General features: G+C 47.4%; 18 protein-coding genes and 1 rRNA gene. 16 read left to right on the top strand and 3 right to left on the bottom strand.

Annotated elements, in window-relative coordinates; all coding sequences use genetic code 11:
• Positions 1-17 precede the first annotated feature (17 nt).
• From rpsK to truA, 4 genes are all read left to right on the top strand, one after another.
• On the top strand, positions 18-413 hold the full coding sequence (gene rpsK, locus OHJ21_RS31835) for a 30S ribosomal protein S11 (RefSeq protein ID WP_009589209.1): 396 nt from the start codon (positions 18-20) through the stop codon (positions 411-413).
• Positions 414-547: 134 nt separating this feature from the next.
• On the top strand, positions 548-1,492 hold the full coding sequence (locus tag OHJ21_RS31830; protein ID WP_071221012.1) for a DNA-directed RNA polymerase subunit alpha: 945 nt from the start codon (positions 548-550) through the stop codon (positions 1,490-1,492).
• 40 nt (positions 1,493-1,532) lie between these two features.
• Positions 1,533-1,898 (top strand): 50S ribosomal protein L17, encoded by a 366-nt coding sequence (rplQ, locus tag OHJ21_RS31825; protein ID WP_071221011.1) that lies wholly within the window; start codon positions 1,533-1,535, stop codon positions 1,896-1,898.
• 404 nt (positions 1,899-2,302) lie between these two features.
• Positions 2,303-3,085 carry a tRNA pseudouridine(38-40) synthase TruA gene (gene truA, locus OHJ21_RS31820; protein ID WP_100541545.1) on the top strand — a complete coding sequence of 261 codons (783 nt, stop codon included), beginning with the start codon at positions 2,303-2,305 and terminating at the stop codon, positions 3,083-3,085.
• 2 nt (positions 3,086-3,087) lie between these two features.
• On the opposite strand, the gene OHJ21_RS31815 is transcribed toward truA, so the two are convergent.
• On the bottom strand, positions 3,088-3,333 hold the full coding sequence (locus tag OHJ21_RS31815; protein WP_165789789.1) for a hypothetical protein: 246 nt from the start codon (positions 3,331-3,333) through the stop codon (positions 3,088-3,090).
• Between the two features lie 62 nt (positions 3,334-3,395).
• Here OHJ21_RS31815 and rplM point away from each other — a divergent pair, with 62 nt between their 5' ends.
• From rplM to OHJ21_RS31775, 8 genes are all read left to right on the top strand, one after another.
• A complete protein-coding gene (rplM, locus tag OHJ21_RS31810; RefSeq protein ID WP_100541544.1) occupies positions 3,396-3,833 on the top strand; it encodes a 50S ribosomal protein L13 in 438 nt (145 codons plus the stop codon).
• Positions 3,834-3,853: 20 nt separating this feature from the next.
• Positions 3,854-4,246, top strand: coding sequence for a 30S ribosomal protein S9 (gene rpsI / locus OHJ21_RS31805; RefSeq protein WP_006212891.1), 393 nt, complete (start codon positions 3,854-3,856; stop codon positions 4,244-4,246).
• Positions 4,247-4,565: 319 nt separating this feature from the next.
• Positions 4,566-5,015 carry a MarR family winged helix-turn-helix transcriptional regulator gene (locus tag OHJ21_RS31800; RefSeq protein WP_100541543.1) on the top strand — a complete coding sequence of 150 codons (450 nt, stop codon included), beginning with the start codon at positions 4,566-4,568 and terminating at the stop codon, positions 5,013-5,015.
• A 9-nt stretch (positions 5,016-5,024) separates the two neighbouring features.
• A complete protein-coding gene (locus OHJ21_RS31795) occupies positions 5,025-6,674 on the top strand; it encodes an MDR family MFS transporter (protein ID WP_326114801.1) in 1,650 nt (549 codons plus the stop codon).
• A 189-nt stretch (positions 6,675-6,863) separates the two neighbouring features.
• Positions 6,864-7,556 carry a phosphoadenylyl-sulfate reductase gene (locus OHJ21_RS31790; protein ID WP_100541541.1) on the top strand — a complete coding sequence of 231 codons (693 nt, stop codon included), beginning with the start codon at positions 6,864-6,866 and terminating at the stop codon, positions 7,554-7,556.
• Between the two features lie 57 nt (positions 7,557-7,613).
• The gene (sat, locus tag OHJ21_RS31785) at positions 7,614-8,783 is read left to right on the top strand and encodes a sulfate adenylyltransferase (protein WP_486022289.1); all 1,170 of its coding nucleotides are present in this window, start codon (positions 7,614-7,616) and stop codon (positions 8,781-8,783) included.
• A gap of 70 nt (positions 8,784-8,853) precedes the next feature.
• Positions 8,854-9,627, top strand: coding sequence for an N-acetylmuramoyl-L-alanine amidase CwlD (gene cwlD, locus OHJ21_RS31780; protein ID WP_100541539.1), 774 nt, complete (start codon positions 8,854-8,856; stop codon positions 9,625-9,627).
• 62 nt (positions 9,628-9,689) lie between these two features.
• Positions 9,690-10,784 (top strand): Mrp/NBP35 family ATP-binding protein, encoded by a 1,095-nt coding sequence (locus OHJ21_RS31775; RefSeq protein WP_100541538.1) that lies wholly within the window; start codon positions 9,690-9,692, stop codon positions 10,782-10,784.
• Between the two features lie 68 nt (positions 10,785-10,852).
• Here OHJ21_RS31775 and gerD read toward each other — a convergent pair whose 3' ends face one another.
• Positions 10,853-11,572, bottom strand: a complete 720-nt coding sequence (gene gerD, locus OHJ21_RS31770; RefSeq protein ID WP_486022287.1) for a spore germination lipoprotein GerD — start codon at positions 11,570-11,572, stop codon at positions 10,853-10,855.
• Positions 11,573-11,815: 243 nt separating this feature from the next.
• Between gerD and OHJ21_RS31765 the strand changes: the two genes are divergently transcribed.
• Positions 11,816-12,409 (top strand): KinB-signaling pathway activation protein, encoded by a 594-nt coding sequence (locus tag OHJ21_RS31765; RefSeq protein ID WP_100541536.1) that lies wholly within the window; start codon positions 11,816-11,818, stop codon positions 12,407-12,409.
• 58 nt (positions 12,410-12,467) lie between these two features.
• Here OHJ21_RS31765 and pdaB read toward each other — a convergent pair whose 3' ends face one another.
• Positions 12,468-13,271, bottom strand: a complete 804-nt coding sequence (gene pdaB / locus OHJ21_RS31760) for a polysaccharide deacetylase family sporulation protein PdaB (RefSeq protein WP_100541535.1) — start codon at positions 13,269-13,271, stop codon at positions 12,468-12,470.
• A 95-nt stretch (positions 13,272-13,366) separates the two neighbouring features.
• Between pdaB and OHJ21_RS31755 the strand changes: the two genes are divergently transcribed.
• The 3 genes from OHJ21_RS31755 to OHJ21_RS31745 form a co-directional block, all read left to right on the top strand.
• Positions 13,367-13,975, top strand: a complete 609-nt coding sequence (locus OHJ21_RS31755; RefSeq protein ID WP_326114795.1) for a stage II sporulation protein M — start codon at positions 13,367-13,369, stop codon at positions 13,973-13,975.
• 210 nt (positions 13,976-14,185) lie between these two features.
• Positions 14,186-14,416, top strand: coding sequence for a hypothetical protein (locus OHJ21_RS31750; RefSeq protein WP_009592811.1), 231 nt, complete (start codon positions 14,186-14,188; stop codon positions 14,414-14,416).
• Positions 14,417-14,738: 322 nt separating this feature from the next.
• Positions 14,739-14,854: ribosomal RNA gene (locus OHJ21_RS31745) — 16S ribosomal RNA — on the top strand; the annotation flags it as partial.

Raw genomic sequence — 14,854 nt, 5'->3', positions numbered from 1 at the left:
AAGGGGGATAATAGACAATGGCTAAACCAAAAAAAGTCGTACGTACTAAACGTCGTGACCGCAAAAATATTGAAAGTGGCGTGGCTCATATCCGCTCCACATTCAACAATACAATCGTAACGATTACGGATCCTCACGGAAACGCGATTTCTTGGGCAAGCTCCGGCGGCCTTGGATTTAAAGGTTCCCGTAAGTCGACCCCGTTCGCTGCGCAAATGGCTGCTGAAACAGCTGCCAAAGCGGCTATGGAACACGGTATGAAAGCGGTGGAAGTAATGGTTAAAGGTCCTGGTGCTGGTCGTGAAGCAGCAATTCGTTCTCTGCAAGCAGCAGGTCTCGAAGTAAACCTGATCAAAGACGTTACACCAATTCCACATAACGGATGCCGCCCACCAAAACGTCGTCGCGTATAATGAAGTCATCCTGTTAATGTGGTATAAATCCGTTGCAATCTGCTAATAATGGTTGTTTAGGCATACTACTACATGGATTACTGGATAAGATGACAGTTTCATATAGGAGCGACGTTTGAAGGAGGGGTACTTGCGTGATTGAAATCGAAAAGCCGAAAATTGAGACCGTTGATGTCAATGAAGATGGAACCTATGGGAAATTCGTAGTTGAGCCTCTGGAGAGAGGGTATGGCACGACGCTGGGGAACTCGCTTCGCCGCATCTTGTTATCCTCACTACCGGGAGCTGCAGTCACATCGATTCAAATCGATGGCGTACTGCATGAATTTTCCACGATTCCGGGTGTCATGGAAGACGTGACCGAGGTCATCCTGAACCTGAAAGCTTTGTCTCTGAAAATTCATTCCGATGAAGAGAAAGTGTTCGAGATTGATGCGGAGGGTGAAGGGGTTGTTACTGCTGGTGACATCCGTGCGGATAGTGATGTGGAGATTCTGAACCCAGATCTTCATATTGCAACGCTCGGCCCTGGTGCAAGACTTCATATGCGTATTTTTGCCAGTCGCGGTCGTGGCTATGTCCAGGCGGATCGGAACAAACGCGATGACCAGCCTATCGGCGTCATTCCCGTCGATTCGATCTATACTCCGATTAGCCGTGTTAACTACGGTGTGGAAAATACGCGTGTTGGTCAAGTAACCAACTACGATAAACTGACGCTTGAAATTTGGACGGATGGCAGCATCCGCCCGGAAGAAGCTGTTAGTCTCGGCGCGAAAATCTTGACTGAGCATCTGTTCCTCTTCGTAGGTCTGACCGACGAAGCGAAGGATGCGGAGATCATGGTTGAGAAAGAAGAAGACAAGAAAGAAAAAGTGCTTGAAATGACGATCGAAGAGCTGGATCTTTCCGTTCGTTCCTACAACTGCTTGAAACGTGCCGGCATTAATACGGTACAAGAGCTGACCACGAAAACCGAAGAGGATATGATGAAAGTCCGGAACCTCGGACGCAAATCCTTGGAGGAAGTTCAAGAGAAGCTTGAAGAGTTGGGCCTGGGACTTCGTACGGAAGAATAGCATAGATTCGGCTTAGCTTAGCAAAGGAGGGAAAAAACACATGGCATACCAAAAGTTGGGCCGCGATTCCAGTGCGCGTAAAGCGTTGTTCCGTGACCTGGTAACCGACCTTTTCTTATATGAGCGCATTCAAACGACTGAAGCCAAAGCGAAAGAAGTTCGTTCGATCGCTGAGAAGTTGATCACAAAAGCAAAAAAAGGTGATCTTCACGCTCGTCGTCAAGTAGCTGCATTCGTGCGTCGTGAAACAGTAGACGGTGAACAAGATGCAATCCAAAAATTGTTCTCCGAAATCGCTCCTCGTTACTCCGAGCGTCCAGGCGGATACACTCGTATCCTGAAACTGGGTCCTCGTCGTGGTGACGCAGCTCCAATGGTTTACTTGGAACTGGTAGATCGCGCGTAAATTAGCTTTGTTCCATTGAAGTGACTGTAGTTATGTATGCCCGGCTCCGTAGATGTTTATTCTTGGAGCCATGAACGGGAAGTGGTGCGAGATATAGTCGATCATTTGGTTCGACTCGTCTCGACTACTCCATGGGCAACAATAACGGGGACCTTCTAGTCATGTGGCTGACTCGAAGGGTTCGGCTTAACATGATGAAAAGGAGCTCCTATGGGGCTCTTTTTTGATAAATATAGAATTTATAGGTTGTCAGCGAAGCTGATGCAATTCTATATCCCAAGAAAACCTACTTTCTAATCGCGGTCGCTCATCCTTGAGAAAAGCCGCGATTGATGTTTTCTTATAATGTGTACAGGCTTTCGTTGTTGCGGCGTATTTCGATGAAAGCACTCAGGAGGTCAGCAATGCGTAATCTTCTGATGAAGGTCAGTTACGACGGTACCGATTATAACGGCTTTCAGACCCAGCCCGGTGGTCACACGATTCAGGATTATTTGGAGGAAGCGATCCGCCGTTTGTCTGGTGAACAGCTTAAGATTACGGCTTCTGGCCGGACAGATGCCGGGGTGCATGCTCGTGCCCAGGTATTCAATTTCTACACAGCTTCTCCAATTCCCGTAGAGCGTTGGTGTATGGCATTAAACACTTGGCTGCCGGAAGATATCGTGGTTTCGGATGCGATGGAGGTACCTATGGAATTCCATTCCCGCCACGCAGCGAAACGGAAAACCTATCGTTTTACCATCAATGCAAACCAATATCCGGATCTATTTAACCGGCGGTACCAGATCCACCATCATGGGAAACTGGATATCGCAGCGATGGAGCAGGGACTTTCTCATCTGATCGGAACGCATGACTATACAACGTTTGCGTCACGGAAGTCGACGAAGCCGTCCCATGTTCGTACTATTTTTGATGCTTGGATCGAGAAGGATACGTCCATGTGCCGTCCGGGCACGAGAGATCAAGGAGTCATTCATACGTATGTATCCGGGAATGGGTTTCTGCAGCATATGGTTCGGATTATTATGGGGACGTTGATTGAGGTAGGGGAAGGTAAGCGCCATCCGGATGACATGTTGGTCATACTGGAAGCCAAAAACCGGGCAGCAGCCGGTCCAACAGCTATGGGCAAGGGCCTGATGTTATGGGAAGTGGAGTATGATATCGCCGAGAAGGGTTAACCTCAATGACCGTCGATATTTAGACCACGGACCAGGCGATCACAAAAAGAAGAAGAAATCGCTTCTGGACGTGATGGGTGACTTGTTTGAATAACACGCATGGTGTAAGGTGGAAAACCAAAAAACACTTGCGGAAGTGGGCGTAATCCTGTATTATATAAGTTGTGTTTTCTTAACGGCTCTCCCACAGCCCCGGTTAAGAAAATACCGAATGCAAGACTGCAACACCATGACAATGCTTTAAACATGATCGAAGATAAATAATGAAAATTAATGATGATTTTCGGACGAATACAAGGAGGAACTATACATGCGTACCACCTATATGGCGAAGCCAAATGAAGTTGAGCGCAAATGGTACATCGTTGATGCCGAAGGCAAGACGCTTGGCCGTTTGGCAAGTGAAGTTGCGGCTCTGATCCGCGGCAAACATAAGCCTCAATTCACTCCACATGTTGACACAGGGGATTTCGTGGTTGTTATCAACTCCGAGAAAATCCACCTCACTGGCAAAAAGATGGAGAACAAGAAATACTATCGTCACTCCCTGCATCCAGGTGGATTGAAAGTAACTGCAGCTCAAGACCTGATTGCTAAATACCCAGAGCGCGTAATCGAAAGCGCGGTTCACGGAATGCTTCCTAAAACTCGCATGGGCGAGAAAATGAAGCTGAGACTGAAAGCATATGCAGGCACAGCACATCCACATGAAGCACAAAAACCAGAAGTTTATGAACTTCGCGGTTAATTAAAAAGGAGGACAGTTTCATGGCACAAGTACAATACTATGGGACAGGTCGTCGTAAACACTCGGTAGCACGTGTACGCCTCGTACCGGGTGAAGGACGCATTGTCATCAATAAACGTGATATTAATGAATATTTCGGTTTGGAAACACTCAAACTGATCGTTAAACAACCTTTGAATCTGACAGAAACACTGGGCAAATATGACGTGCTTGTCATCGCTCATGGTGGCGGCATCTCCGGTCAAGCTGGAGCAATTCGTCACGGTATCTCCCGTGCTCTTCTGAAAGCAGATCCAGAATTCCGTCCTTCTCTGAAAAGAGCTGGATTCCTGACTCGCGACCCTCGTATGAAAGAACGTAAAAAATACGGTCTTAAAGCAGCTCGTCGCGCTCCTCAGTTCTCCAAGCGTTAATATTTCCGATTTACCAAGCCCTTGGCCATTATGGTCAAGGGCTTTTTTACGTTATCAGAAAGTAGTTTGTCCACAAAGATATGCACATCATTGACAACACACTTGGAATTCGTTCGCCAAATGTGGGTAGGTTGTTCACATGTGTGCACAACCTGCGGATAGAAGGATATGCATATGGATGTTCTTACATCGTTAACCACTTGACTTGATATGTAAATAGAGATATATTATTTATTGCGAATTAATTAAGCACTTAAATAATTAATATTTAATCATTAATTAAATAAGTAATTTTCGGAGCAAGGAAGGGGGGATATAGTTGGATCGCAATGAAGAGATTTTTAAGGTGTCGTCGATGTTCCGGGCACTGATGAAGAACATTTCTCAGGAATGGAACAAGTCGAGCGCCGGGAAATACAATTTAAGCTTTCCTCAATTTCAGGTACTGTATGTATTAAAGCTGCGCGGGCCTCTGAAGGTATCGGAGCTTGCTGAAGTCTTGTCACTGACACCGCCGGCTATAACCGGACTGACGGATAAATTGGTTGCAGAAGGATATCTGCAGAAAGAACGCGCTGAGGATGACCGCAGAGTTGTCAACATCACGCTCTTGGAACCGGGTCTTGAGATCATTAAGAAAGTGAAGAAGGATCAGAAGGAAATGATTCAAGGTTTTTTTAACTTCCTCTCTGAGGAAGACATTCAGCATTTGAGAAGAATCTTCTCCTTGATGCTGTCAAACATAGATAAAGACAATCACAATGGGTAGAGGTGGAGCATGGAGCATTTAACGCTTAAACGTAAAATTTCAATTATGATAGCGATCATGGCTGCGATGTTCTTCGCAGCCATTAACCAGACGATAACAAGCACCGCAATGCCGCGGATTATCGCCATTCTCGATGGTATGGATTATTATACATGGACCATCAACATTTATTTGTTAACATCAACGATCGCAACGATATTGGTGGGTAAGCTGTCCGACATGTTCGGACGTAAGCCGTTTATTTTGATCGGTATATTATTTTTCATGTTAGGGGCGTTCCTAACAGGCACATCCACAGACGTGTACCAATTCATTATTTACCGTGGTATTCAAGGTATAGGTGCCGGTATTATCCAGTCAACCGCATTTATGTCGGTCGGGGACTTATTCCCTCCTCGGGAACGTGGTAAATGGATGGGGCTGATGACCGCGGTATTCGGTTTTTCCAGTGTCCTTGGTCCTACGCTAGGCGGGTATCTGGTCGATAACATCGAATGGCGTTGGTTGTTCTGGATCTTCCTGCCGCTGGGTGTAGTGGCCTTTATCATGATCTGGACGCTGTTTCCGAAGGTTGAACGCAAACCTGGACAGTCCATTGACTATCTGGGCTCTCTGTTCCTTACAACGTCTATCGTTCCTTTACTGCTGGCCTTTTCTTGGGCAGGTACGGAATATCCTTGGGGATCGCCGGAGATTATTGGACTCATCGCAGCTTCGGTTGTATCGGCTCTTATCTTTATCTTGGTAGAGATGAAAGCGAAGGAACCTGTATTGCCACTTAGTTTGTTTAAAAATAGTGTCGTTACGGTTTCTAATCTGATTGGATTTTTTATGAACTTTGGTTTGATGGGTGCCATGATTTATATTTCCTTCTATGTTCAAGGTGTACTTGGTATCTCACCAACCTATGCGGGTTATGTAACTATACCCATGTCGATTTTCATGATGGGTACAAGTGCCGTAGCAGGTCAACTCATTGCGAAGAGTGGTAAGTACAAACGGTACGCACTTCTTGGAGTTCCAATTATGATGGTCGGTATGGGAATTATGGTGTTCATGGACAACATCTGGCTTACTGTGGTTAGTACCATTATTTTCGGTATCGGTCTTGGCTTGGGTATGCCGGTATTCTCACTGGCTACGCAGAATGCGGTACCCCACAATGAGCTCGGTGTAGCAACGGCTTCATCCCAATTGTTCCGTAATCTTGGGGGGACGATCGGGATCGCGGTCATGGGTACGGTTATGTCGAACAACCTGACAAAGAATCTGAAGGAAGCTCTTCAGTCAGCTAATGCACCGGATTTTAGCTCTGTGGATCCACAGCTGGCTCAGCAGATGCTCTCCTTCGCCAATCCGCAGACACTGATGAATAAACCGCTGATTGAGCAGACGCAGGCAAGTCTTCCTGCGGAGGTACAGCCATTATTCGTACAAATGATCGATAGTATCCGCGATGCACTTGGAAATACATTGTCGATGGTGTTCCTCACAGGGACGTTAGTTCTCGTAGTCGCACTGCTGCTCGTATTCTTCTTAAAAGAAATTCCACTGCGGACCTCGAATCAGGGATCGGCTCCCAAACCGGAGGATTCGGAAGGGAAAAGTGCCAGTGCTGGTACTAGAGCTAAAGAGGTATCGGTGGCAACAACAGACTAGATTGGTATTTGTCAAAATGTTTGGAAATTGAAGAGAAGGAAGGCCCTTTCTGCTTGTGCAGGAAGGGTTTTTTCGTTTTTATTGGTATCGATTTGATGGTTGACATTTATTAGGAATGTTTTATACTGTATTTAATTCATATTATTTCAGTAGGATTATCGGGAATAATTACGGGGGAGGCATCCAATCATGAATTTGCTGGAGAAAGAGGATTTGATCCGAGTGCAAGCAGAAGAGCTTGAGCATGCATCGGCAGAGGAAGTCATCGCATTTGCGATCAAGACATTTCCCAATATAACGTTTGCTTGCAGTTTTGGAGCAGAAGATGTGGTATTGGTGGATATGATTCAAAAGATTAGCCCGTCGACGGATATTTTTTATCTGGATACCGATTTTCATTTCAAGGAGACATACGAGACGCGGGATCGTATGGCCGAACGTTATGGCCTGGAATTTGTGCGGGTCTCTCCGCTCATTACGCCGGAAGAGCAAGCGGCTCAGCATGGTGAAGCATTATGGAGCGTCAACCCGACGGAGTGCTGTAACATCCGAAAGGTAGAACCATTGACTCGGATTCTGTCTCAATATGAGGCTTGGATTACAGGGATACGAAGAGATCAAGCACCTACCCGAGCTAATTCGAAGAAGATTGAGTACGATACCAAGTTCGGATTGGTGAAGTTCAATCCGATCGCAGGCTGGACTAGCGAGGATGTGTGGAACTACATCCGAGCTAACGAGATCATCTACAACCCGCTGCATGATCAGAATTATCCAAGCATTGGCTGCGAACATTGCACACGACAGGTCATGCCAGGCGAAGATCCACGTGCTGGACGTTGGTCAGGTCATGAGAAGACGGAGTGCGGACTTCATAAATAAACCAATCATGAACGACTTAGGATCGTATAGTTACAGCATAAGAAGGAGGAATTATTCATGACAGCCATACTCCCTCATGGCGGTACGCTGGTACAGCGGGTAGCCCAAGGAGCAGAGCGTGAAGATTTATTGAGACAGGTCGAGACTCTTCATAAAGTCCCTGTAAACGCCTGGACCATATCGGACCTGGATCTGATCGGGGTCGGGGCATTTTCACCATTGCAAGGATTTCTGAACGAGCAGGATTACAAGTCTGTGGTTTCCTCTATGCGTTTATCGGACGGTACGGTGTGGAGCATACCGGTCACACTGGCTGTTGATGAGCAGACAGCGGCTAAACTTGTCGTCGGCGAGAAGGCGGCACTTGTAGGCGAAGAAGATGGGGTCGTCTATGGCGTTATCGATGTAGAGAGCGTCTACCAGGTGGATCAGCAAGTCGAGGCTGTTCAAGTATTTAAGACCGATGATCCGGAGCATCCAGGCGTGAAAAAGCTTTTTGAACGTCATTCTACTTATGTAGGCGGGCCGATTCAAGTATTAAATCGTCCACAGCCTGAACGGTTTGGCGAATTTTATTTTGATCCGGCAGAGACCCGCGAACAGTTCAAAGCCAAGGGCTGGAATACGGTTGTCGGCTTTCAGACGCGTAATCCGGTTCACCGTGCACATGAATACATTCAGAAGAGTGCAATGGAGATTGTAGACGCATTATTCCTCAATCCGCTTGTAGGAGAGACCAAATCGGATGACGTTCCTGCCAATGTGCGAATGAAGAGCTATCTGACCTTGCTGGAGAACTACTATCCCGCGGATCGCACCTTCCTGGGCGTATTTCCGGCTGCTATGCGTTATGCGGGACCTAGGGAAGCTGTATTTCATGCTATAGTTCGGAAAAACTATGGATGCACCCATTTTATCGTTGGCCGGGATCACGCAGGAGTCGGTGACTATTACGGTACGTATGAGGCGCAGGAAATTTTCAGGAATTTCACTGCTGAAGAGTTGGGTATTACCCCGCTGTTCTTCGAGCACAGCTTCTTCTGCACCACTTGCGGAAACATGGCCTCAAGCAAAACATGTCCGCACCCTAAGGAAAATCATCTGACCTTGTCGGGAACGAAAGTCCGTGGCTTGCTTCGCGAAGGGCAGTGCCCACCGCCGGAATTTACGCGTCCGGAAGTCGCGCAAGTGCTGATCGAAGGCATGAAAGAGCAGATTACGGTATAACAAAGGCATAAATAGCCACCTTGTCCCATATGATGGAGTAGAACAACTCATGGGACGAGGTGGTTTTGTTATGTCCAGGCGGAGAACGGACAAGGTTACGGTGTGGATATCGTTGAAGAGAATCAAGCAAACCATGATTGGAGCTGTGCTGCTGGCACTGCTCATTATCGTTGTAACATACGAAATCCCATCTGCCAAAACGTCGAATACCTGGAGTTTGCCGCTTGCCGGCAAAGTCATCGCCCTTGATGCAGGACATGGCGGACCAGATGGCGGGGCAGTAAGCCGACAAGGTGTCATAGAGAAGGATGTAAACCTGGCGATCACCTTGTATTTAAGGGATTATTTGCAGCAGGCAGGCGCGCTCGTCATTATGACAAGAGAAGGAGATTACGATCTGGCTGCAGAAAGCACAAAGGGCTATTCCAAGCGTAAAACGGAAGACCTCAAACAACGCGTGCGGATGATCGAGGACAGTAAAGCAGATCTGTTTATCAGCATGCATCTGAACAGCATTCCGTCCAATCGATGGAGAGGGGCGCAGACCTTTTTCCCTCCGAATAACGGGGAAAGTAAAAAACTCGCCGAATGGATTCAGGCTGAAATCAGACATAACCTGGAGAATACGCAGCGTCTGGCCAAAACGGATGATAAGGTATTTTTGCTCCAGGCCCTGCGCATGCCATCTGCACTGGTGGAGGTCGGTTTCTTGTCCCATCCAGAGGAATCCGAATTGCTCCGTGATGAGAAATATCAGAGAAAGGTCGCAGCTTCCGTGTATAATGGCATTCTGCGTTATACCTCCGGAGAGTCCACCAACGAGTCGTCACAAGCTGCAGAGTAATGGTATAATGGACATGAAATCGAAACACTGTCTATTCCATTACATAGAGCAGAGGTGCTTATATGCTGACTAGAGAAACGGTACAGGAGATACTCCAGCCTTTACGCGATCCCGAAACCGGGAAGAGCCTGATGGAGCTCCAGCGTATTCGAGATATTGTTGTAAAGGAACGCACGGTCCGATTATCCGTGACTTACAGTAGTGAAGATGTACGCGCTTCCCTGGAAGCGCAGATCAGAGAAATTCTTGAAGCTATGGGGGCGGAGGATATACATATCCGCATGCGCCCTCTAGACAACGCTGTTAGCGGAGCAACCCGGGAGGAAGATAACGATCGTGAGAAGCTAACCAAAGGGCATGCTGCCGGCATGGAGCAGAATACGCTCCTTAGCGAGCAGTCCGGCGTTCATTTCATTGCGATTGCAAGCGGCAAAGGCGGCGTTGGCAAATCCACCGTTACGGTGAATTTAGCTGCAGCTTTGGCTCGCCAAGGCAAGAAGGTTGGTTTGATTGACGCGGATATTTATGGCTTCAGCGTACCGGACATGATGGGCATTGAAGAGGGGCCGTCCGTAACCGAAGAGGGCGTCATCCATCCGGTTGAGCGTTTTGGTGTCAAGGTGATGTCCATGGGTTTCTTCATCCGGGAGAATAGTCCGGTGATTTGGCGCGGACCGATGCTTGGCAAAATGCTGCGTCAATTTTTCGCGGATGTCGCTTGGGGGGATCTGGATTACATGCTGCTGGACCTGCCGCCAGGCACAGGGGACGTAGCGCTTGACGTGCATCAGATGATTCCGCAGAGCAAAGAGATCATTGTAACCACCCCGCATGCTACCGCGGCTTTTGTTGCCGCCAGAGCGGGCGCGATGGCCTTGCAGACCGATCACGAAATCTTGGGCGTCGTGGAGAATATGTCCTATTATGTCTGTTCCCATGGCGGGGAGAAGGATTATGTATTTGGTCGTGGAGGCGGCGGAAAGCTTGCCGAGACGCTTCATACCGAGCTGCTTGCGCAGCTTCCGTTAGGCGCGCCGGACAACCACCCATCAGAGCCTGATTTCTCCCCATCGGTGTATAAGGCAGGTACCGAGAGCGCAGGGATCTACGATGAGATAGCCGCAAGAATTGCCGCTAAGCTGGAGGAATCCGTTTAGAAAAGTTCCATATTATGAAACAAGCTCCCTAGGTAGGGAGCTTGTTTTCGTTTATGGGGAGTTGTTGCTTAGCTGCCGCCTCCGCCGCCTCCGCCTTCTCCGCTTTCTTCACCTTCACCGCCTTCGCCGCCACCTTCGCCACCGCCGCCTTGCTCTTCTTGTCCCTGTCCTTCGCCTTGTTTTTTCTTCTCCACTTTAGGCTGAAGTTCGTCTTTCACAACCGTTTTGAGCAGTTCCAGCACCTCCATGCGGAACAGCGGGTTCTGCATAGCTTCCTGCATGACGGTCATGGACTGTTTGCGATAATCCGGGGTATTGGTCAATTCAAGAAACGATTTCATCACATCCGGAGACTTTAACATATCCTGAATCGCTTTTTGATACGTTGGGTCCTTGATGAGCTGCATATGCAGCTGCTTGCTCTCGGAATTGATGGCTTTCGCAAAATCACCGGCGAATTGCGGATCGGTCATAATCTTCTCAATTTCCTTCTTATATTCCTCCGACACCAGTGTATCCTTAACTGCCATCCGAATTTGATCCCCTGACTGGGCGGACATCATCCGCATTCCCATCGAGCCGCCGCTGCCGGAGGAACCGCCGGATCCGCCGCCAAGCGCTTCCTCTACCGCCTTTTTACCTTCATCGGTTTTGAGAATGTCGACCACCATGGACTTGATCTCTTTATATCCGAGCTGCGGGGACGAGCTTTGTTCTGCACCACAAGCGGTAAGCACCACGGCAGCAACGATGACGATAATACATAAACGAAATAACGGCCACTTCATTACCGTTGTCCTCCTTTTTCAAGATCATTGAATTTATAAGTTTTCAGCGGAGCTGAACAAATTCGATAATCGCAAGAAAAACATCCTCTGCATGCGGTCAGTCCTCTGTAAAAGTACGCCGATAGATGTTTTTCTTACGCTTCTTCGCATAGTATGTGATGGATTTGCAGAAATATGTCGGATTCAGAATGGTTTTTTATTGTGAACGTTGGTAAAATAATGATCTGTGGGGGTGGAAGTTAGTTGAGCTTACGAAAGTGGTCTAAATTGTTTTTGAAAACGCTGCTCGTTGGGGCAGTGGCGGCATTAATTGTAGGTCTGATCCTGCAGTTGTTTAACGGCGCGATCGAATTCACGGGAATGGCCGATTTATTGATATACCCGCTGATTTTGTTGGGCTCTGGGGCACTGGTGAGCGTATACTCCCAGATGGGCTTTTTTGCGTACCTGACTTTAAATTATATGGGGATAGGCATTTTCCGCAGGAAAACCTGGCAATACATTCAGATTGTGTTGGCTGTTCTAGCATTGCTGGAGCTGATGTTCTTCCGTACCTTTGTCGGCGGATCCACTAGCTTGCAGCAAGATTTGATTTTGGGTATTTCCATTTTGATTATTGCCGTTGTCGTGGCTTATCTTAAAGTGAAGAGTACGAATGCTAATGCATGGATTCCAACCCTTTTCTTTATGATGGCGATTTCCATTGTGGAGATTATCGGTGTACTGCAAATTGGAGTCAGCAACGCCACGATCTTTATGGTGGTACCATTGCTGATCTGTAATGCATACCAAATTCTGACGCTTCATAAAGTTACACAGGACGAAAAAAAGAGCTAACACCTTAGCTCTTTTTTTGTTAAGCATTATTCAATTACAGGAGGACTTCCTCGAGAGTTTATAGTCCACCTGCATCCTCGATGCTCTTCTGCAATGAAGCGTGATCGCGAACCTCGGTGCCTTGGGTGCTGCCCTGTTGAAGCAGATCGGTTACCGTAACGAACTCATAGCCTTTATTACGAAGTTCCTTGATGATAAGTGGGAGTGCTTCATGGGTTTGTTTCACGGAGTCACTGGCGTGCATCAGCACGATGTCTCCCGGGTGCGCTTTGGAGACTACGCGGTCCACAATTTTCTCGACGCCGATATTCTTCCAGTCTCTGGAATCAGTATCCCACTGGATCACCGTGTAGTTAAGGCTTTGGGCTATACCGAGCACTCTTTTGTCAAAATCTCCGTTAGGCATCCGTATTAATTTGGGTTCTTGTCCGGTCATTGCGGTTAAAATAGTATGTGCCGAAGAAATCTGCTTGCGTATTTCCTCATCGGTGAGCGTGCTGTAATTATCGTGTTTGAAGCCGTGGCTCCCGATTTCATATCCGCTTTCCTTAATGGCATTCACGATATCGGGATGCGTTTTGCTCCATGGCGCAGACAGGAAGAAGGTTGCTTTTTGAACTCCATTGTCCTTTAAGGCCTGTAAAATAGGCTCTGCGCGTTTTTCGCCCCAGCTGATGTCAAACGTTAACGCGATCTGTTTCTTGTCCGTAGACACGCTGTAAATCGCTGACGGGTTGTTCTCGGAGAAGACCGAGATGTTGTCACTCTCCACATAAATAACGCCGATTGCAAAGATCGCTGCGGCAAGAACGAAGAAAAACCGCTTAATCTTTCTGCCGTTGAATACATAAAAAGAATTCATAATACGTACGCCCCTCTCCCTTCAGTGTGCAATAGCTTGTTTACTTTCAACATATGCTCGTACTTGCCAGTTATACCAATTTAGGAGGTTCTCGAATGTTACGTTTTAGCAATTTTCTCAGAGATTTAGGATCCATCCGGAAGGCATTGCTCTTGGCAGCGGTCTTATTTATAGCCGGAATCGTGGCGGGAGCGAGTTCAGAGGGGTTCGAACAATTCCTTCTAGGTCAGCTTCAAGGATTAGGGGAGATTAGCCAGCAGCTGGGTTCCTCCGAGCATCCGGAATGGAGCTTCTTTGTCTTTATCTTTCTTAACAACAGCATTAAGAGTGTGTTGGTCATGTTCTCAGGCCTGCTGCTTGGCGTGATACCGTTCTTCTTCCTGGTCATCAATGGTATGGTGATTGGTTTCTTACTGAAAGTCGTGGGGGAGAGCGGAGAGAGTCTGTTTGATCTGATTGTGAAAGGACTGCTGCCTCATGGGATCATCGAGATACCGGTCATAGTGATCGCTTGCGGATATGGTCTTGCTTTTGGCGGGCTGGTGTTAAGAAGCGTAACGGCGACAGGCGAGCGCAGAAGCGGGATAGGCGCGGAGTGGCGCGGCTTTTGGCGTAAGCTGGGTACTGCCTCCTTATGGGTTGTCTTGCTGCTGCTCGTTGCCGCAATGATCGAAAGTACAATTACGTTGTGGCTGATGTCATAATTTTCCCTGAAATTGTGCATACCTAATAAAGCAGCTTAGCAGAGTAAAGAGAGAGCTGCGTGGACAGGGCGTTCATCATCATGCGCAGACAGCATACATTCGGTTTAGAGATCCCGCCAACACGGTTAATCACCATTACATAGGCAAGAGAAGCTTTAATCCGATGGAGTGACGTTACATGTTCGCTTAACTATACAAGGAGGTCCTATCATGCTGGGAATGCTATTCAATGAAAAAGAGTGCAAAGAGCTTGATTATGTACTGCGAAAAGAACTGGATGAGATGCTGCTGGATTTGAGCGACCAACGATTGGACCAAAACATCAGGCAGGCTATAGCTAACCGATATAAAACGGTGTTCCGCATGTATGCCCGGTTTGCCCCGCAGAAAGAACTCTCCAAATATGCGCGTAACGGGAAGTTTCCGCAAATCAAACATTAATTCTGCGAAAAAGTGTTGACTAACCGGCTGAGTATATGGTAAATTAATTTTCGCTTCCTTTTCGAAGGTGATGCCGCCTACCGGCGGCCATCAAACTTCAAAACAAACTTCAAAAAACTTTTTTAAAAAAAGTACTTGCAAAGTTGATAGGAAGTATGATATATTATAAAAGTCGCCGCTGAGATGCGGATGACAAAAGAGAAACGCAGATTGATCTTTGAAAACTGAACAACGAGTGAGTAAAACGAACCACTTTGGTGGGACGTTGAAATAGAGAATTGAACAAATTCTCGTCAGTTAAGAAATGAGCAAGTCAAACACTTTATTGGAGAGTTTGATCCTGGCTCAGGACGAACGCTGGCGGCGTGCCTAATACATGCAAGTCGAGCGGACTTGATGGAGTGCTTGCATTCCTGAAGGTTAGCGGCGGACGGGTGA

Origin of the sequence: Virgibacillus sp. LDC1, assembly GCF_025792345.1 — a bacterium.
Taxonomy (GTDB): domain Bacteria; phylum Bacillota; class Bacilli; order Paenibacillales; family Paenibacillaceae; genus Paenibacillus_AQ; species Paenibacillus_AQ lautus.
Note: the sequence above shows the minus strand (reverse complement) of the source record. Positions and strands in the feature narration are given on the sequence as shown.